The following is a 19,062-nucleotide window of genomic DNA, read 5'->3' as shown; positions in this document are numbered from 1 at the left end:
ATGGCATGGGGATGTGATATTTGGTCCCAATGCGGTAGTGTATATTGAAGATGGAGCTATTGCTTATTTCTACGGTAAAAATATGACTGTAAATCCGGCGGCGCAATTTATAGCTCTTCCTGGTAGTGGTCAAATTGGTACAGGTAATATTGTATTTAGAGAAAATAACCCACTTTATCCGGGCTATCCTTTGCAACAAACATTAAATGGGGGCTATGGTACCAGTGGTGCAAATCCCACATTTATTAATATTGAGATAGATAATGCCAAAGGACTAAGTTTATCGGGTAATGTTCGTGTAGCTAACCAAGTGAAATTTTCTAAAGGCCATATTTGTTTAAACGATTTTAATTTAGTCTTAGCTGAGCAGGGCCTATTTGCAGGTGCAGATGTTTCAAAGCATGTTGTGAGTAATGGTTTAGGCTTAATAAGCAAAGAGGCTTTGGCAAGTGGTGCTAACTTCTATTTCCCATTAAGTATTGCTGGAACTGATTATACTCCTGTAATTGTAACCAATCAGGAAGCAGCCAGAAATATGAATGTACAGGTTAAGGATTATGCATCAAGTATCGCTAATGAAACGAGCTTTCCGAATAAAGGGATGGACCGTACTTGGCAAATTAGTAGTAATGTTGCTGGTTTAGCGAATATTAGTTTACAGCATAATTCTGCCAATAATCCAAACGGTTTAGGTACAAACCAAAGCTTATTCAATAATAGCTTGTCTTATGTAAGTCAGCAATTAAGTACCGGAATATGGTCGCAAAATTGTGTTGGTGTTGATGGTGGAACTCCCACAAGTATTAATCTCGGCAATTTTGTACTTCCTGCTACTGCAGACGCAACATCATATTTCACAAAAACTACGGTTACTTGCGTGGATTTAGAAGTTATTAAAACTGTTAATAGCGTAGTTCCAAAGGTTGGTAATGTGGTAACCTTTACAGTAGAAGCACTAAACAATGGGGTTATTGATGCAACAAGTGTTGTTGTAAATGATTTATTGCCAAGTGGTTATACTTATGTAAGTAGCACGGTTACTACCGGAACTTATGACCCTGTAACTGGTATTTGGACCCTTGGTGCTTTGGCTAATGCAGCAACTGCTAAACTTACGGTAAGTGCTAGAATAAATGTTAGTGGTGATTATAAAAATATAGCAAACATAAGTGGTGCTGAGCAAGATTCTGATTTAATAAATAATAAAGATGAGGTTATTCTTAATCCAACTGCCCTACAAGCAAATTTAGCTATTGTTAAAGCAGTAGATAATGCTAGTCCAGTAAAGGGAAATAATGTAGTATTTACCATTGATGTACAAAATAATGGACCAGATAATGCTACTAATGTTGTTGTAAACGACTTATTGCCAAGTGGTTATACTTATGTGAGTCATGTTTCATCAGTTGGTACTTATAGCAGTTCGACGGGTATTTGGTCGCTAGGTACCTTAAACAATACACAAACTGCCAAATTAACTATTACTGCAACGGTAAATACAAGTGGTATTTATAATAATACGGCAGGTGTTTTTGCTACGGAATTAGATCCGGTGATGGGTAATAATAGCAGTACTGTTGTGGTTAATCCAGATGCTCCATTAGTAAACTTAAGCATCGTAAAAACAGCGCCCGCTACATTGGGAGTTGCTATTGGCGATGAATTTGAATACAGTATTGAAGTGAAAAACATGGGTACTCAATTAGCTACAGGTATTGTTGCTATAGATGATTTACCAACTTATTTAAGCTTTGTATCGGCTACCACAGGTTATGGTACGGTAACAAATTCGGGTAAGAAAGTGACTTGGAATATTGGTAATCTTTCTGTTGGAGCTACAATTACCTTAACACTTAGAGTGATGGCAGAATTGCCAGGCTTTAGTAGTAATACTGCAACTGTAACCAGTACGCAGCCAGATTCTGATATGAGTAATAATACTTCAACAGCAATCAAAGAAATTTTAGATCTCACCTTCCCGAATGTGATCACTCCAAATGGAGATGGTAAAAACGATACGTTTAAGGTATTAGGTTTAGCTGCGTATTCACAAAGTAACATGTTTATTTACAATCGTTGGAATAGTGAGGTATGGCGTAGTACTGGACGTTCGTATGAAAATGATTGGAATGGAGATCAGTTAGGTGAGGGGACTTATTTCTATATTATCAAATTAAAGGATAGAAATGGTGTAGAGGTTGTATTCAAAGGCTGGGTCATGTTACTAAGAGATTAAAATTAATAAAGCCAACAGGTTGGTGTTGGCTTTTAAATAAAATGGAATAGCTTTTTGCTATCTATAATTAAAGTGTTCTGAGGTTTTGGCCTTAAAATTATTAAAATGAAAAAAACAATATTAATATTCTTCTTGTTGGTGTGTATTTCGGCTTTGAAAGCTCAACAAGCAGCCCAATTTAGTCAATACATGTTTAACGGTATTTACATTAATCCCGCTTATGCAGGCTACAAAGAAGAACTAAACTTGCACAGTTTTTACCGAAATCAATGGGTTGGAGTTGAGGGTTCTCCAAAGAGTATGTCTTTAGCCCTAGATGCTATTGCTAACGATGGTAATGTAGGTTTAGCGATGCAATTGAGTGCCGATAAATTAGGTGCTCAAAACACCGTGGCGGGCTATGTGAATTATGCTTATCGTATACGATTGAGCGAATCGGAAGATGAGCGATTAGCTTTCGGAATTGGTGCTGGTATTATACGAAACAGCATTGATGGTACTATGTTGAATGCCATTGATTTAAATGATACTAGAATTCCTTTAGATTATCAATCGAATACCCTTCCCGACTTTAGAGCAGGAGCTTTTTATTCGAATGATAAATGGTATGCAGGTTTTTCTGCTGATTATTTATTGGCGCAATATGTTTCTAGAAATAGGACTAATGGAATATATACTGTAACTCCTAAGCCGCATTATTATTTAACAGCTGGTGGTTTATTGCCTATAAATGAATCTGTGCAGATAAAACCTTCCTTTTTAATTAAGGATGATCGTGGGGGACCAACAACTTTAGATTTGAATGCTTTTTTATTATTAGCAGATAAAGTTTGGATTGGGGGAAGTTATCGTACGGGAGTTAAACTTTATGATAAATCTTATTTACAAAAAGACCTTTTGAAAAAGAATGCAATTGTAGGAATGACCGAGTTTTTTGTGTCTCCAAAGTTACGTTTGGGTTATGCATTTGATTATAGTTTAACTCAAATAAGTGGCTATTCTGGTGGAACCCATGAAATTTCAATTGGTTTCTATTTTAAGCCCAAATTAATAGGAATGTTAACCCCTCGCTGTTTTTAATGTAAAATTTAAGAACATTTTAATTTAAGAACATTTACAATTTAAATGAAAACAACCTTCAAAATTCTTTATATATATATAATATTGACGTTTCTGTACAGCACAGCAAATGCTCAATATATATTAAAAGAAGCTGATAAACAGTTTGATATGTATAACTATGCCAAAGCGGTTAAGTTGTATACACAAGCCTATCAGCAGAAAAACACCCTGCATTCAAGCAGTCGTTTGGCAGAATCTTACCGTTTATTGCGTGATTATAAACAAGCCGAAAGCTGGTACGGTTTATTACAAGGAATGAAGGGTGCTAAACCTGAAATTACCTTATGGTATGCCAAAATGTTAAGCTTTAATGGTAAATATAGTGAAGCCAAGTCTAATTTTGAGAAATACGAAAAATTGCTCAAAGAAGTATTGCCAGAAGAATTAAAGCAAATTAAAATTTGGAAATCTTCCTGTGATTCTGCAATAAAATGGATGAAGAGTCCGAAGCCAGTTACTGTTTTAAATGAAGCGACTTTAAATTCGCCTAAAGCTGACTTTGGAGCTGTTGATTATCAAAATTCAATAGTCTTTACTTCGGATAGGGGATATACAGATCCCATAGGTAATAAAGTAGCCGCACCATTTTTGAAATTTGATAAAATAAGGAAGTATCCGAATAAGAAAATTTATGGTGCAACGGGAAATGCCTATTTAAAGATATACCAAAAGGAAATTGAAGCTGATTCAATTTCGATTTTTCATTTGAATTTTAATGGCGATTACCATATTGGAACACCCGTTTTTAATGCCGCTGGAGATGAGGTTTATTTCACAAGTACCCGTACCCTACATAAGTTTGAAGATATTGTGAAAGGGGAGAAGATTAATGTTGAAATATTTAGTTCCAAAAAAATAAACGGTGAATGGACTGATGCTGTTCCATTTAGATATAATAAAGTCCAAAAATGGTCGGTTGGAGATCCGTTTTTAAGTCCAGATGCAAAGACTTTATACTTTGTGAGTAATATGCCAGGGGGTAAAGGCGGGACAGACATTTACTATTGTAAACGTAATGATAATGGTGAATGGCAGGATGCAATCAATTTCGAAGTTTTGAATACACCGGGTAATGAGCGAAGCATTGCTCTTGATAGTCGCTATCATTATTTCTCGACAGACGGCCTGATTAGTATGGGCGGTTTAGACATTTATAGAGCAAGAATAAAAGACGGTGTTGTAAGTAAATTGGAAAATCTTGGTTTCCCAATAAACTCCTCGCAAGATGATTTCGCTTATTCTCTGACTAGTACTAAAAAAAGATTTTTATCATCAAACCGGGAAGGTGGTTTAGGTAATGATGATATTTATAGTTACATAGATACTGAGAAAATAAGGGTTCCTCTTGATATTCAAATTTTAGATAAGGAAACCAATCAGCCTTTGGCGAATGCTGTAATAACTATCACAGATTCGAATGGGAAGCCTATTAAAATCCAAACAGATGAAAATGGCAAGTTTAATATCTATTTAGATGAGAATTCTGATTATAACTTATTGGTAGATAAAACGAATTACATTAGTGAGAGTACAAAGATTTCTACCCAAGGAATCGATATCGATGGAAAACTTAATTTTGATTTAGCCCTAAATAAAATTGTAATTGAAAAGCCAATAGTATTGGAGAATATCTATTACGATTTCAATAAGGCTAAGATTAAGCCAAGCTCTTTCGCTACTTTAAATAAACTAGTCGAAATGTTGAAGGATAATCCAACACTTTGGGTAGAGTTATCCGCACATACAGATAATCAAGGTGATGATAAATACAACCAGCGGTTATCTGAAATGAGGGCTAAATCTGCAGTATTTTATATAGTTAAAAATGGTATTGATGTAAGTAGAATAAAATCAAAAGGTTATGGAGAAAGCATGCCGATTGAAAAATGTAACACTTGCACCATTAAACAAAATCAGCTTAATCGAAGAACAGAATTTAAAATTGTAAAGCAATAAGGGTTTTCATGTGGCGCAATGTGCTTTTTATAGATACTAGCTTAAGGCGCTCCATTTATGAAACGTCTTTTTTAAACTTTAACTAAATATTTTTATTTGTCTTAAAAAAAATAGTAAGGGTAAAAAAATACTTCTAGTAGGAATATTTAAATAATAGTGCTCAAAGTATTCAATCATTAACTCAGTCAGCAGGTTCGGTTTTTTGAGTGGGATTAACTGTTGAATCACATGACAAAACTTAAGGTTAAAATATTTTTTCAGGTAATATTCCCGAATTTATTCTATAACCTGAACCTTTAAGCCTTGCTCAATATTGGAGTTTGTAAAACAATCAAATTACGTTTTTGGGAGCTAATTAAAATGCTAAATTCTAGTTGTTTAATTAGCTTTTTTAGGATTGTATTTCTTTTGAATTTACTTAACAATCAATACCGGAATTTGTACGCGATGCCTAACTTTTTCTAAAGTAGTGCCAAACAATAAATCTCTAAAGCCTGAGTGCCCATGGGTACCCATCACTAGTAATTCTAGCTCTCTCGACTTCACCAGCTCACAAATAGCCTTTGCAGTATTTCCGTATCCAATCGCAATCTCAATTTTATATCCCAACTCTTCCAGATTGGATTTGTACTTCTCCAGATTGTCTATATCGCTTTTAGTCTCATAATCTAATACTTTTTCACCATGAAATCTCGCTCCAGCTGTTTCAACAATATGTATTAGGTGGTATTCAGCATGTTTGCCTCCCTGTAAAAGTGCATGCCTGATTGTATTTCTATCATTTTCTGAAAAATCAACGGTTACCCCAATTTTATGATAATCAACAGGCTTTATTTCTTTAATTTCTAAAGCATCACCATGCGGAACAATTGTCGAATCAGGTTGTGATTTTTTGAAAAAGGGACTTATAAATACGTAAAGCAGCAGTCCGAATACATAAATAATACTTGGTATAACTAGCAAATAAATCCACCAAATAGAAATTACTGTATCATTTATCCAAGTGCCAATTTCCTCGATAACTAATTGCACATTTAAACTCACAATAATGAATGCAGTTAGCCATGCAAATATTTTCACCCATGGCTTTATAGCAAACTCTTTCATGGTAGCTTTATCGGAGTTAAAATGAATTAATGGAATTACCGCAAATCCAAGTTGTAAACTCAATACCACCTGACTTAAAACAAGTAATCCTCCTAAAGCATCTTCGCCAAAATGGAGTATGGTATAAAATGCCGGTACAATAGCCATTAATCTTGTTAATAAGCGTCTAATCCAAGGTTGTATCCTTAATCTTAAATGCCCCTCCATCACAATTTGACCCGCCAAAGTCCCAGTAATCGTAGAGCTTTGCCCAGATGCAATGAGCGCAATAGCAAACATGGTGGGAGCAACAGACCCGAAAATATGATCGAGTAGTTTATATGCATCTTGAATCTCAGCAACTTCAAATAATCCATTTTTGTAAAAAGCGGTAGCTGCCAGAATTAATATAGCTGCATTAACGAAAAAAGCTAGATTTAGCGCAATTGCCGTGTCAATAAAATTGTATTTTAATGAGTCTTTTATACCTTTTGAATTACGCTCAATCTTCCTTGTTTGTACCAAAGAGGAATGCAGATATAAATTATGGGGCATCACTGTGGCGCCAATTATCCCAATGGCAATATATAATGCATTTCCAGTTAAAATTGATGGTTGAAAGCCAGAAATTACCTCGTCTATAGCAGGTTTTATGATAAACATTTCGGTAAGAAAGGATACTCCCACAATAAATACCATCGAAACAATAAAAACTTCCATTATCCTCATGCCCTTATTCATTAAAAAGAGTAGGAGGAAGGTGTCTAAAATGGTAATTGTAATTCCCCAAATCAAGGGTAAACCAAATAAGAGGTTCAAGCCAATTGCCATTCCGATAATTTCTGCTAAATCACAAGCAATAATGGCAATTTGTGCCAAAACATATAAAGGGTAATTGATATAATTGGGATAGGTATTTCTAGACGCCTGAGCCAAATCAAGTCCCCTAACAATACCAAGTCGTGCACTTAATGATTGTAATAAAAGAGCCATTAAGTTTGACATCAACAGTACCCAAATGAGTTTATAGCCAAACTGACTACCTCCAGCGATATCGGTAGCCCAATTCCCAGGGTCCATATAACCTACACTGATTAAATAAGCAGGACCAATAAAGGCGAATAATTTCCGCCATCCTGTTTTTCCTGCAGTGTTTACAGAAGCATGAACTTCACTTAACGACTCATCTTTATTACTCATAGCATGATTAAAATATTTTTTGCAAGCTCTCGGCTAATTGATTGATCATTTTGTTCGTTTATTTGTATGATGACTGAGCCATCAAATTCAATTTTTTCTCTAACTAAAACATGTGTACCGAGTGTTAAGCCTAGTTTTTCTAATAATTTTAAAAAGATTGATGAGTGTTCACTTACACCTGAAATAATTCCACATTCACTCTGATTCATTTCCGATATCCTTATCATTTTTTTCTGCTGAATAGCACCCTTGCGGTCGGGAATAGGATCCCCATGAGGATCGGCAGAAGGATTACCTAAAAAATCATCTAGGCGGTTAATAAGGCTTTCTGAATTAATATGCTCCAACTCTTCGGCAATGTCATGTACTTCATCCCATTTAAAACCAAGTTTTTCTACTAAGAAAAATTCCCAAAGACGATGCTTTCTGATAATATTCAAAGCTGCATTTTTGCCACTTTCAGTTAATGTAACTCCTTGATAGCGAATGTAATTGATTAGTTTTTTTTCGGATAACTTCTTCAACATATCGGTTACAGAGGCTGCTTTGGTATTAGTTATCTCCGCAATCTGATTTGTGCTCACTACCAAGCTGTTAGTGCTACTTAAATGGTAAATTGTTTTTAAATAATTTTCTTCTGTGAATGAATGCATATAATAAGAGTTAAACAAATCTAATTATTTTTTTAGACTAATCTAAAAATTTAAATTGAAAAAATATATGCTAATTTTATGGGCTGTTTTTAAAATTAAATTTGGCTTTATGCTTTAAAACTTTTATTTTTGTCTTATTATGGCAATCGAACTAGATAAAATAGATCTTAGAATTTTAAAAATTTTGCAAGAGAATGGAAGGATAACTAATCTTCAACTTTCTCATGAAGTAGGTCTTTCGCCAGCTCCAACCCTAGAGCGTGTTAGAAAGCTAGAACAATCAAATTATATTAAGAGTTACCATGCGCTTGTAGATGAAGAATTACTCGGTTTAGGAATAAAAACTTTTATTCAAATTCAACTTGATTTTCATAAAAACAATACTATTCAGGTATTTCTAGAAGAAATTGCAGCTATTAAGGAAATTACGGAATGTCACCACGTTACCGGTCAATGCGATTTTTTACTTAAGGCTTATGTAAAGGATATTAAATCTTATGAACGTTTAATTATGGATAAGATTAGTAAAATATCGGTCGTGAAAACCTTTCAAACTATGATGATCATGTCGACCAATAAGAAAGAACCTGCAGTACCTTTAGAATATTAATTTATCAGCTTAATTGCCAATTTATTTGATCTTTTCCCGCTTTTTCTAGGATTTCATTTGTCTTTTTGAAATGATTGCATCCTAAAAATCCATTATACGCAGAAAGGGGAGATGGATGTGATGCGGTTAATAGTTCATGTTTATTTAAATCAATTAGCTTTGATTTAGCTTGTGCAAATTTTCCCCATAGTAAGAATATTATACCTGTCCGTTTTTGGGATAAAACCTGAATAACTTTATTTGTAAATTGTTCCCAACCTTGATTTTGATGCGAACCCGCTTTCGAATTTTCAACAGTCAAAGTTGCATTTAATAATAATACTCCTTGATCTGCCCATTGACTAAGATCGCCATGTGTTGGATGCTTAAAATCTGGGTACTCTAAATGAAGTTCCTTAAATATATTTTTTAATGACGGCGGAATCGTCACTCCCTGATTAACCGAAAATGCTAGTCCATTTGCCTGATTAATACCATGATATGGATCTTGACCCAGTATAACTACCTTTACTTTCTCAAATGGAGTATGATTAAATGCATTGAAAATTAAATCTTTTGGTGGGAAAATAGAAATTCCTTTTTTTTCTTCCGAAAGAAGATAAGAAGCTAGTTTTTTCAGGTATTCTTTTTCAAATTCCTCCTTCAGAACATGTTTCCAGCTACTTTCTATTTGAATTTCCATATTTTCTTAGATAGATATTGGTTAAACGCTCAAATAAACGGATATTTGTGTTCAATTAAAAGATAAAAAGATAATGCCTAATTACATCAGATTGATATTTGCAGCCATTGTGCTGGGTGCAGCAGTAGCTTTAATGGTTTTTGGATTTTGGGGATGGGGAATTCTATCGGTTTTCTTTTCCATTTTAATAGCAGTAACTTTCTTCTACAATGAATATATGCTCATTGCTCAGTATTATTTGCGTAAAGATAATATGGATAAGGCTGCCGTTTGGTTAAGTCGAATTAAAAATGCTGAAACGCAATTGTTTAGTGGTCAGCAGGGTTATTATAATTTGCTTATCGGACTTATTGAATCACGTAAAGCGCCATTACAGTCGGAGAAGTACTTTAAAAGAGCATTGAGTTTAGGTATGACCATGGATCATAATATTGCACTTGCAAAATTGAGTTTGGCTGGTATTGCCATGGCTAAAAGAAATAAGAGAGAGGCTACTTTGTTGCTTCAAGAAGCTAAAAAAGCCGATAAAAATAAATTATTGGCTGATCAGATAAAAATGATGAAGGAGCAAATGGGACAGATGGATCGTACAGTTCAACAGCGAAATTATCGCCAGTTTTAGGCTTTATTTATCACCTAAATAATCAAATCGGCTTGTTGAGTCATAATTTAATTGTGAATATTTAAGATCTTCACTTCCATAATTAATTTCACTTAGTTCTTGATTGTGTTCTTCTTTTACTCGCTTCACTAGATTTTTTATTAGTGAAAGACTAAAATCATCTTTCTTTAATTTGATTAGGTATTCCTGATCGGAAATTTCAATTTTTAGAGTATTCATTTTCTTGTATTTTAAATTCCCTAAAAATAAATAAAGGCCTTTTAACTTTCGTTAAAAGGCCTTTATGCTTATGTTATGCTTTTGTTAATTAAACCATGCTAAGACAGCTTCTTTTGAAGGCATGCTTATTTCAAGTTTCATCTTTTTACGCATCCCGCCAAGGTCATTAAATACTTTATTTGGATTGGCTGCTTTTAGCTCTTCAAGCGTTTTAAATCCCATTTTATTGAGTACGGGAACCCATTCTGCCGGAATTCCCTGTGCTATAAAATCTTCTGCTGAAGCTTGTTTTATTTTCTTTTCAGGCCTCATTTGTGGGAAGAATAGAACTTCTTGAATGGTGCTTTGATTGGTCATTAACATTACTAAACGGTCAATTCCAATACCTAAACCTGATGTTGGTGGCATTCCATATTCTAAAGCTCTTAAAAAGTCCTCATCCATGGCCATTGCTTCTTCATCACCCCTTCCTGCAAGTAGCAATTGTTCCTCTAGGCGCTCACGTTGATCTATAGGGTCATTTAACTCTGTATAGGCATTAGCGATCTCCTTGCCCATTACAAATAGCTCAAAACGCTCTACAAGTCCTTCCTGACTGCGATGCTTCTTAGCAAGTGGTGTCATCTCAATTGGATAGTCAGTAATGTAAGTCGGCTGAATTAAAAACTCCTCCACCTTTTCACTAAATATTTCATCAATTAACTTACCTCTACCCATACTTGGGTCTACCTCAATATTTAATTGCTTACAAGTAGCTCTTAATGTTTCTTCATCCATTGCCGAAACATCAATTCCTGTAAACTTCTTGATGGAGTCGTACATGGAAAGTTTCTCGTATGGTCCAGCAAATTCAATTACATGCTCGCCAACTTTTACACTTGATTTCCCATGAATGGCGATGGCTACTTTTTCTAGACATTGCTCTACCATGCCCATCATCCAGATATAATCTTTGTATGCTACATAGATTTCCATGGAGGTGAATTCTGGGTTATGGGTACGGTCCATGCCTTCATTTCTGAACATCTTACCGAATTCATACACCCCATCAAATCCCGCAACGATGAGTCGCTTGAGGTACAATTCATTTGCAATACGCAAATAAAGAGGCATATCTAAGGTATTATGATGTGTGTTAAATGGCCTTGCTGCAGCACCACCGTGTACAGGTTGCAGGATTGGGGTTTCTACTTCCATCCAACCTTGGTCATCGAAATATGATCTCATGGTATTAATTACCTTCGACCGCTTCATGAAAATGTGCTTGAACTCAGGATTTACCGTTAAATCAACGTAGCGCTGTCTGTAACGCATTTCAGGATCGGTAAAACCATCGTAAGTATTCCCTTCATCATCGCGTTTTACGATTGGGAGTGGCTTTAGCGACTTCGATAAAACTTTCATTTCACTTACATGAATCGAAATTTCACCGGTTTGAGTCGTGAAAACATATCCGGATATGCCAACGAAATCGCCGATATCTAAAAGTTTCTTAAAAACGGTATTATATAAGGTTTTATCCTCTCCGGGACAAATTTCATCACGGTTAATGTACACTTGAATTCTTCCTGTTGAGTCTTGAAGCTCAGCAAAGGAGGCACTTCCCATTATCCTGCGACTCATGATTCGGCCCGCAAAACGGATGTTTTTATAGGATGTTTTATCGCGCTCGTAATTATCTAAAATATCCTTCGCAAATGCGTTTACTTCAAATGCTTCAGGTGGGTAGGGGTCAATACCAAGGTTTCGTAATTCAACTAAGGCCTCACGGCGCAAAATCTCCAATTCAGATAATCCGATGCTCATTTATTTAAAATTTTTGCAAAAATAAGAAAAAAGCACGTATAGATTCTATCTTTTACGTGCATGCTCCTGTTGTTTGATTGAGAAAATCCAAGAAATTCAATAAATCGACCATTAAAACCGATTGCAATCGAAATTTATGCTAATCTGCTTCTGTTTCTTGTAAATAGAGCGATGTAATATCATCAGCATATTTCTTCTCAATTGCCTTTCTTTTAGCTTTCATAGTAGGTGTAATTTCACCCTCTTCAATACTAAAAGGATTCCTTTTCACTAAAAAGGATTTCATACGCTCAAACTTAGCAAGCTCATTGGAATATTTTCGGATATCTTCATTTAACCAGTCTATGATTTTTTGGTCTCTGATAAAGTAATCTTGCTCCTGGAAAAACTCTTCTTTTAAGTTGAAAGTCTCTTGCAATACTTCTTTCGAAGGAATTACAATTGCTGTAATATATTCACGCTTATCCCCAATCAAAAATATTTGTTCGATTTTGGGACTTTTTAAATAAGTGTTTTCTACTGGTGTAGGATAAATGTTTTTCCCGTAAGCATTTACCAGCATATTTTTGATTCTATCGGTGATTTGAAGGTTACCTTTAAAATAACGCCCTACATCACCAGTATGAAACCAGCCATCCGAATCAATCACTTCTGCGGTCTCTAATGGCTTATTCCAGTATCCTTTCATCACACAATGCCCTCTGACAATTATTTCACCTTCTACGCTTTCAAAATTCTCATCAAAACTTTCATGTGTTTGAACACAAAGGATCTTTTTGCTTTCAACATCTTGTATTGCGACTTCAATACCCGGAATAATTCGGCCTACGGTACCATAAACTTGACGGTGGTATTCGGTAACCGACATTACTGGTGATGTTTCAGTTAATCCGAATCCTTCAAGAACTTTAATTCCTAAGTTCCCGAAAAATTCACCCACATTTTTAGGGAGAGCAGCTCCACCAGAAAGCATGAATTTTAATCTTCCGCCAGTTTTTTCCTTTATTTTACTGAAAACTAGTTTTTCAGCTAGTGCTTTTTTCGCCTCTAAAATGAAATTTGCCTTTTTGCCCGCTTCATGAATCTCACGGTACTCTTTTCCAATTTGAATAGCCCATAAAAATATTTTAGCTTTTGCTCCGCCGGCAGATGTGCCATTTTTCATCGCCTTATCGTGGATACGTTCTAATAAACGTGGAACACAACTCATAACGGTCGGTTTTACTTCAGCCATATTTTTAGCTAAAAGCTCAAGACTCTGTGCAAAAGCAATTTTACTACCTACAGCACAGCAAACATGGTAGGTGGCTGTGCGCTCAAATACATGTGATAGGGGTAAAAATGAAAGAAAAAGATCGTCCTTATTTATTACAGGAATCTGTTGCAGACAAACCTTCACATTTTGAACAAAATTAGAATGAGTTAACATTACGCCCTTAGGGGTTCCTGTTGTACCTGAAGTATAAATTAGTGAGGTTAAATTAGTAGGAAGTATAGCTTCTCTAGCTATTTCTATTTGTTTTTTATTTTGCGCTAAAGTATTTTTTCCTTCTTCAATAAGGTTTTTAAAATTGATAACTCCCGCGTTCAAAGCGTTATCAGGTAGATATTTTTGATAATCTTCGAAAACAGGAATGATACGTTGCAGGTTTGGACAGTTATTTGCAATTTTTATAACTTTCCTGAGCAAAAAAGGACTCCCAACTAGAAGCGCCTTTGCTCCCGAATCATTTAAAATATATTCAATTTCAGTCTCAGAGAGGGTAGGGTAGATCGATACATTGACACCTCCAATTTGTTGCAATCCTTGGTCATAATAAACCCAATCGACCGAGTTCTCAATAATTAGTGCTAAACGATCACCATTATTAATTCCCATTTCAAGAAAATAGCTTGAAATAGCATCTGCCGTATCTAGTACTTGCTTATAGCTGAGTTCTACCCAGCTTTCTTTTACTTTATGAAGTAAAAAGGTAGTGTTTTCATCGTGAACATACCCGACTACATTTCTGATTAATTGCGGAACGGTAGTAGATTCTGTAATTGAATTCATTTGGTTGTGTCTGATAATTTATAATAAACAAGTATAACAGAATACCTCTAAAAAAACAAAAGACTCATAAATGAGTCTTTTGTTTTTTTATTCTGATCAATAAATAATGTAACTAACTGATTAATAGAGAGTTACACGGAAAAACTTTCTCCGCATCCACAAGTTCTTGATGCATTTGGATTGATGAAGTTAAAGCCTTTACCGTTTAAACCGTCTGAAAAATCAAGTTCTGTACCTGCGAGGTATAAAAATGATTTCATATCGAGGGCTAAACGAATGCCTTGATCTTCAAAAAATTGATCTCCAGGCTTCTCTTCATTATCGAAATCCATTTTGTATGATAAACCAGAACAACCCCCACCTTGAACAGAAACACGTAAGAAATAACTCTTATCGAGTTGGTTCTCAGACATCAGTTGTTCAACTTTACTTTTCGCTTTTTCTGTTACAGTTACCATTTTAAAATTTTAAAAAATTTCTGGATTTTAAGCCAAAAAAATTTAGTGGTGAGATTTAGGCAATTCTAATGCTTCAAGACCGTTTTTTACACGATAATCATTAATTGCAGCCTTAATCGCATCTTCAGCTAATACTGAACAGTGAATTTTAACTGGAGGTAATGCTAATTCTTCAACAATATCCATGTTGTCGATTTTCATTGCATCATCAATTGATTTACCTTTTAACCATTCAGTAGCAAGTGAAGATGAAGCAATTGCTGATCCACATCCAAATGTTTTGAACTTTGCATCTGTGATCATGTGGTTTTCATCTACTTCAATTTGCAAACGCATTACGTCGCCACATTCAGGCGCTCCAACTAAACCAGTACCAACTTTAGTGCTGCTTTTATCAAGCGTTCCAACGTTACGTGGATGGGTATAATGATCGATTACTTTTTCTGAGTATGCCATTTTCTTAATATTTATTACCAGTTTTCTGGCTTTGAGTTTAATTTATTTTTATCAGTTATCAGTTGTCAGTTGACGGTTATCAGTTGTCAGGCTGGCGATATTTTCAGGAGTTAAAATTTGACTTAATTTAGAGTTTTCTTGTTTCAAATTAGTACATAGTACAAAGTACTTAGAAATCTATAAACAAAGATACTAGATTCTACTTTACTGTCCTTATTCTTTGTTCCTTAATCTAATTCTAGTGTTCTGCCCACTCAATTTTATCAAGGTCAACACCTTCTTTAAACATTTCCCAAAGTGGTGAAAGGTCGCGTAGGTGGTTTACTGCTTTTTTAGTTTGCTCAATCGCGAAGTCAACTTCTTCATCTGTTGTAAAGCGTCCTAAGCCAAAACGAATGGATGAGTGTGCTAAGTCATCTGATAGACCTAAGCTTTTTAAAACATAAGATGGTTCTAAAGAAGCAGATGTGCAAGCAGATCCTGAAGATACTGCTAAGTCTTTCATGGCCATCATTAATCCTTCACCTTCAACATATTTGAAAGAAATATTGGCTACATGAGGCAAGCGGTGATCAACATTTCCATTTACATAACTTTCTTCAAGCACTGTAAGTCCAGCTTGTAATTTATCACGTAGTTTTGAAAGACGATTAGCTTCTTGCTCCATTTCTAAGCGACAAATTTCAGCAGCTTTTCCTAATCCTACAATTCCTGGAACATTTAAAGTGCCAGAGCGCATACCTCTTTCATGACCTCCGCCATCCATTTGAGCAGTAACTTTTACTCTTGGATTCTTACGACGAACATAAAGTACACCAACTCCTTTTGGTCCGTACATTTTATGGCCAGTAAAAGCCATTAAATCGATACCATCAGTATTTACATCAACAGGAATTTTTCCGACAGCTTGTGTTGCATCCGACATGAATAATGCACCATGTTTATGTGCAATAGCAGAAATTTCTTTAATTGGCTGAATAACACCGATTTCATTATTTCCGTACATGATTGCAACTAGAATAGTTTTTGGAGTCATTGCTGCCTCTAATTCAGCCAGATCAATCATTCCATCTGCTTTAACGCCAAGATAGGTAACTTCACCACCTAGTTTTTCAACATGCTTACAAGCATCTATAACAGCTTTGTGCTCTGTAACGCAGGTAATGATGTGATTGCCTTTGTCTTTATACATCTCAAATACACCTTTAATAGCAAGATTATCTGATTCTGTAGCTCCTGATGTGAAAATAATTTCCTTTTCATTTGCTCCAATTAGTTTCGCAACTTGCTCACGTGCATAATCAACTCCTTCTTCTGCCGCCCATCCGAATGCATGATTACGGCTTGCTGCATTCCCAAATTTTGCATTAAAATAAGGTAACATACCTTCCAAAACACGTGGATCCATGGGGGTAGTTGAATTATTATCTAAGTATATAGGCAATTCCATTTCGAGATATTTGTTTCTTGTTTAATTTCTACAAAGATATGAAATATTTTTTTCAGTAATTATCAATTTTGTCTATGATGGTATAGATAAAATAGTCATTTTTATGCCATATTAATAGGATTATGGATAAGATAGAGCACATCGGCATTGCAGTCAAAAGTCTAAAGGATTCTTCATCGGTATATGAACGTCTTTTAGGTATCGCTAGCTATAAAAAAGAAGAGGTAGTTTCTGAGCAAGTGATCACCGAGTTTTTTAAAATTGGTGAAAGTAAAATAGAGTTACTGGAAGCAAGCTCACCCGATAGTCCGATAAATAAATTTATTGACAAACGTGGTGAAGGGATTCATCATATTGCTTTTGCAGTTGATGATATTGAAAAGGAAATGCTCCGTCTAAAAAACGAAGGTTTTCAACTTTTAAATGATAGCCCCAAAAAAGGTGCTGATAATAAATTGGTCTGTTTTGTACATCCAAAATCATCAAATGGTGTTTTGATTGAGCTCTGTCAAGAAATAAAATAAATTAAAAAATCATGCTTTTTTATGATTTTTAAGCCTTCTGCAACGAATTTGGGAGTCTGATAATGAATTGATTATGATATTTTTTAAAATTACTTTTTAATAAATGTATTTTATGCTATATTTGCACCTCTTAAAAAGTATTGAAGATGAAAGCTGAATTGCATCCCAAAAATTATAGATTAGTTGTGTTCAAGGACATGTCTAACGAATATTCTTTCTTAACTAAATCTTGTATTGATACTAAAGAAAGTATTAAATGGGAAGATGGTAATGAATATCCACTAGTTAAATTAGAGATTTCTCACACCTCACACCCATTCTACACAGGTAAAATGAAACTAGTTGATACTGCAGGACGTATCGACAAGTTCCGTACCCGTTACGAAAAGAAATAATTATTTATAAATTATAATCGAGGTCCCGACTCATAAGGTCGGGACTTTTTTTATTTTTGTGCTATGGGTATTATTCTTTTCGACGATCAGTTTCGTGCCAATTTATTTCCTTTGGCGTTCACTAGACCTATTTCTGAATTTAGAATTGGAATTTTGACTATCGCTGAAAAGTGGAAACGTTATTTAAATTCAAATATTTCTTATCTCACAGAAGATTATCTCCAAGAAAAATATCCAATTTCAATTGAGTCTGATAATCTTTTTATTAATTCTGCCTTCTGTCCAGACCAAGATCTACTTTCAGCAATAAGTGCCCTAAATGAAGGGGAGGCTCTTTTTTCTGATTCCTTATTAATTGCCTTAAGGTTAAATGAATCTGGTGCTAACGAATTTGATTTAAACGTTCTTTCAGCTTTTCGGAAAATTGAATATCATTTACCTTTTGTTAGAATCGAATTTCCAGAACATATATTTTTACGCAATGGCGAAGAAATTATAAAGGATTTTGAACTAATTACTAAAGGACGTAGTTCTGCAAATCTGAGCAGTACCAATACCATTATTGGAAATCAAATTTTCATAGAAGATGGAGTGGATGCAGAATGCTCAACTTTTAACACCAAATTAGGTCCGATTTATCTCGGAAAGGATTCTCTAATTATGGAAGGTTGTCATATCCGGGGTCCTTTTGCACTTTGTAATCATGCCATTCTTAAAATGGGTGCAAAAATTTATGGGATGACCACCATCGGACCTCATTCAAAAGCTGGTGGTGAAATAAATAATTCGGTCATTTTTGCTAATTCAGCCAAAGGTCATGAGGGTTATTTGGGAAATTCAGTCCTAGGTGAATGGTGTAATATTGGTGCAGATAGTAATAATTCCAATATGAAAAACAATTATGCAGAGGTTAGATTGTGGGATTATAAAACGGAAAGATTTCGTAAAACGGGAATTCAGTTTTGTGGTTTAATTATGGCCGACCATGCTAAATGCGCGATAAATACTATGTTTAATACCGGTACAGTAGTAGGAGTGAGCACTAATTTATTTGGATCCGGTTTCCCTAGAAATTTTGTGGCAGATTTCTCTTGGGGTGGAAACCAAGGCTTTGATGTTTATCCTTTAAAGCGTGTTTTTGAAACGGCAACCCAAGCTTATAAACGAAGGGGAGCTGATTTTAATGAAATAGAACAAAAAATATTAAGTCATGTTTTTGGACTTACTCAAAAATATAGAAGATTTTAAACAGAAATAAATAATGAGAAAAAACATAGTTGCCGGCAACTGGAAAATGAATTTGAATTTAGATCAAGGAATTCAACTATTTAATGAAATACAGGGACTTCTTAAGGTAGAACTTAGTGGAGAACAAGAAGTAATTGTTTGTCCACCAAGTATTCATTTAAGTAGCCTCGCCAAATCTTTAGATGGGAGTTCTAAACTATCTATTGGTGCTCAAAACTGTCATCATGCAGATAGCGGAGCCTTTACTGGTGAAATATCAGCTTCCATGATAGCTTCAAGTGGTGCA

Annotated in this window: 18 protein-coding genes; 9 read left to right on the top strand and 9 right to left on the bottom strand. The window is 34.9% G+C overall.

Going from position 1 to position 19,062, the window contains the following annotated elements; translation table 11 throughout:
* From ACIQ0D_RS05780 to ACIQ0D_RS05770, 3 genes are all read left to right on the top strand, one after another.
* The coding region (locus tag ACIQ0D_RS05780) for a gliding motility-associated C-terminal domain-containing protein (protein ID WP_395803650.1) at nt 1-2,236 on the top strand (2,236 nt) is incomplete at its 5' end.
* A gap of 105 nt (nt 2,237-2,341) precedes the next feature.
* On the top strand, nt 2,342-3,316 hold the full coding sequence (locus ACIQ0D_RS05775) for a type IX secretion system membrane protein PorP/SprF (RefSeq protein WP_395803648.1): 975 nt from the start codon (nt 2,342-2,344) through the stop codon (nt 3,314-3,316).
* An 84-nt stretch (nt 3,317-3,400) separates the two neighbouring features.
* Complete coding sequence (locus ACIQ0D_RS05770; RefSeq protein ID WP_395803646.1) at nt 3,401-5,314, top strand: OmpA family protein; 1,914 nt, start codon at nt 3,401-3,403, stop codon at nt 5,312-5,314.
* A 414-nt stretch (nt 5,315-5,728) separates the two neighbouring features.
* Here the strand turns inward: ACIQ0D_RS05770 and ACIQ0D_RS05765 are convergent, their stop codons facing one another.
* Together ACIQ0D_RS05765 and ACIQ0D_RS05760 are read right to left on the bottom strand one after the other, a co-directional pair.
* On the bottom strand, nt 5,729-7,600 hold the full coding sequence (locus ACIQ0D_RS05765) for an Nramp family divalent metal transporter (RefSeq protein ID WP_395803644.1): 1,872 nt from the start codon (nt 7,598-7,600) through the stop codon (nt 5,729-5,731).
* Nucleotides 7,597-8,253, bottom strand: coding sequence for a metal-dependent transcriptional regulator (locus ACIQ0D_RS05760; RefSeq protein ID WP_395803642.1), 657 nt, complete (start codon nt 8,251-8,253; stop codon nt 7,597-7,599). The genes ACIQ0D_RS05765 and ACIQ0D_RS05760 overlap by 4 nt, the downstream gene beginning before the upstream one ends.
* Nucleotides 8,254-8,392: 139 nt before the next feature.
* Here ACIQ0D_RS05760 and ACIQ0D_RS05755 point away from each other — a divergent pair, with 139 nt between their 5' ends.
* Complete coding sequence (locus ACIQ0D_RS05755; RefSeq protein ID WP_291401297.1) at nt 8,393-8,863, top strand: Lrp/AsnC family transcriptional regulator; 471 nt, start codon at nt 8,393-8,395, stop codon at nt 8,861-8,863.
* A gap of 4 nt (nt 8,864-8,867) precedes the next feature.
* Here ACIQ0D_RS05755 and ung read toward each other — a convergent pair whose 3' ends face one another.
* A complete protein-coding gene (gene ung, locus ACIQ0D_RS05750; RefSeq protein WP_395803640.1) occupies nt 8,868-9,545 on the bottom strand; it encodes a uracil-DNA glycosylase in 678 nt (225 codons plus the stop codon).
* 73 nt (nt 9,546-9,618) lie between these two features.
* Between ung and ACIQ0D_RS05745 the strand changes: the two genes are divergently transcribed.
* A complete protein-coding gene (locus ACIQ0D_RS05745) occupies nt 9,619-10,167 on the top strand; it encodes a DUF2892 domain-containing protein (protein WP_395803638.1) in 549 nt (182 codons plus the stop codon).
* A gap of 3 nt (nt 10,168-10,170) precedes the next feature.
* On the opposite strand, the gene ACIQ0D_RS05740 is transcribed toward ACIQ0D_RS05745, so the two are convergent.
* The 6 genes from ACIQ0D_RS05740 to ACIQ0D_RS05715 form a co-directional block, all read right to left on the bottom strand.
* The gene (locus tag ACIQ0D_RS05740; protein WP_395803636.1) at nt 10,171-10,386 is read right to left on the bottom strand and encodes a hypothetical protein; all 216 of its coding nucleotides are present in this window, start codon (nt 10,384-10,386) and stop codon (nt 10,171-10,173) included.
* A gap of 84 nt (nt 10,387-10,470) precedes the next feature.
* The gene (gene lysS, locus ACIQ0D_RS05735) at nt 10,471-12,192 is read right to left on the bottom strand and encodes a lysine--tRNA ligase (RefSeq protein WP_395803634.1); all 1,722 of its coding nucleotides are present in this window, start codon (nt 12,190-12,192) and stop codon (nt 10,471-10,473) included.
* Nucleotides 12,193-12,331: 139 nt separating this feature from the next.
* Nucleotides 12,332-14,245 (bottom strand): AMP-dependent synthetase/ligase, encoded by a 1,914-nt coding sequence (locus ACIQ0D_RS05730; protein ID WP_395803632.1) that lies wholly within the window; start codon nt 14,243-14,245, stop codon nt 12,332-12,334.
* Nucleotides 14,246-14,376: 131 nt separating this feature from the next.
* Nucleotides 14,377-14,703 (bottom strand): HesB/IscA family protein, encoded by a 327-nt coding sequence (locus ACIQ0D_RS05725; RefSeq protein WP_395803630.1) that lies wholly within the window; start codon nt 14,701-14,703, stop codon nt 14,377-14,379.
* Nucleotides 14,704-14,745: 42 nt separating this feature from the next.
* Entirely contained in the window at nt 14,746-15,159 is a 414-nt protein-coding gene (gene iscU, locus ACIQ0D_RS05720; protein ID WP_291401312.1) for a Fe-S cluster assembly scaffold IscU, read from the bottom strand.
* 238 nt (nt 15,160-15,397) lie between these two features.
* Complete coding sequence (locus ACIQ0D_RS05715; protein WP_395803628.1) at nt 15,398-16,609, bottom strand: IscS subfamily cysteine desulfurase; 1,212 nt, start codon at nt 16,607-16,609, stop codon at nt 15,398-15,400.
* 122 nt (nt 16,610-16,731) lie between these two features.
* On the opposite strand from ACIQ0D_RS05715, the gene mce reads away from it, so the two are divergent.
* From mce to ACIQ0D_RS05695, 4 genes are all read left to right on the top strand, one after another.
* Nucleotides 16,732-17,133, top strand: a complete 402-nt coding sequence (gene mce, locus ACIQ0D_RS05710) for a methylmalonyl-CoA epimerase (protein ID WP_395803626.1) — start codon at nt 16,732-16,734, stop codon at nt 17,131-17,133.
* A gap of 146 nt (nt 17,134-17,279) precedes the next feature.
* Nucleotides 17,280-17,528, top strand: a complete 249-nt coding sequence (locus ACIQ0D_RS05705; RefSeq protein WP_291401318.1) for a type B 50S ribosomal protein L31 — start codon at nt 17,280-17,282, stop codon at nt 17,526-17,528.
* Between the two features lie 63 nt (nt 17,529-17,591).
* Nucleotides 17,592-18,776 (top strand): putative sugar nucleotidyl transferase, encoded by a 1,185-nt coding sequence (locus ACIQ0D_RS05700; protein ID WP_395803624.1) that lies wholly within the window; start codon nt 17,592-17,594, stop codon nt 18,774-18,776.
* A 13-nt stretch (nt 18,777-18,789) separates the two neighbouring features.
* Nucleotides 18,790-19,062 (top strand): triose-phosphate isomerase (locus ACIQ0D_RS05695; protein WP_395803622.1); only part of this gene is annotated, 273 nt, incomplete at its 3' end.

This window comes from Daejeonella sp. (assembly GCF_044342615.1).
Taxonomy (GTDB): Bacteria; Bacteroidota; Bacteroidia; order Sphingobacteriales; family Sphingobacteriaceae; genus Daejeonella.
Note: the sequence above shows the minus strand (reverse complement) of the source record. Positions and strands in the feature narration are given on the sequence as shown.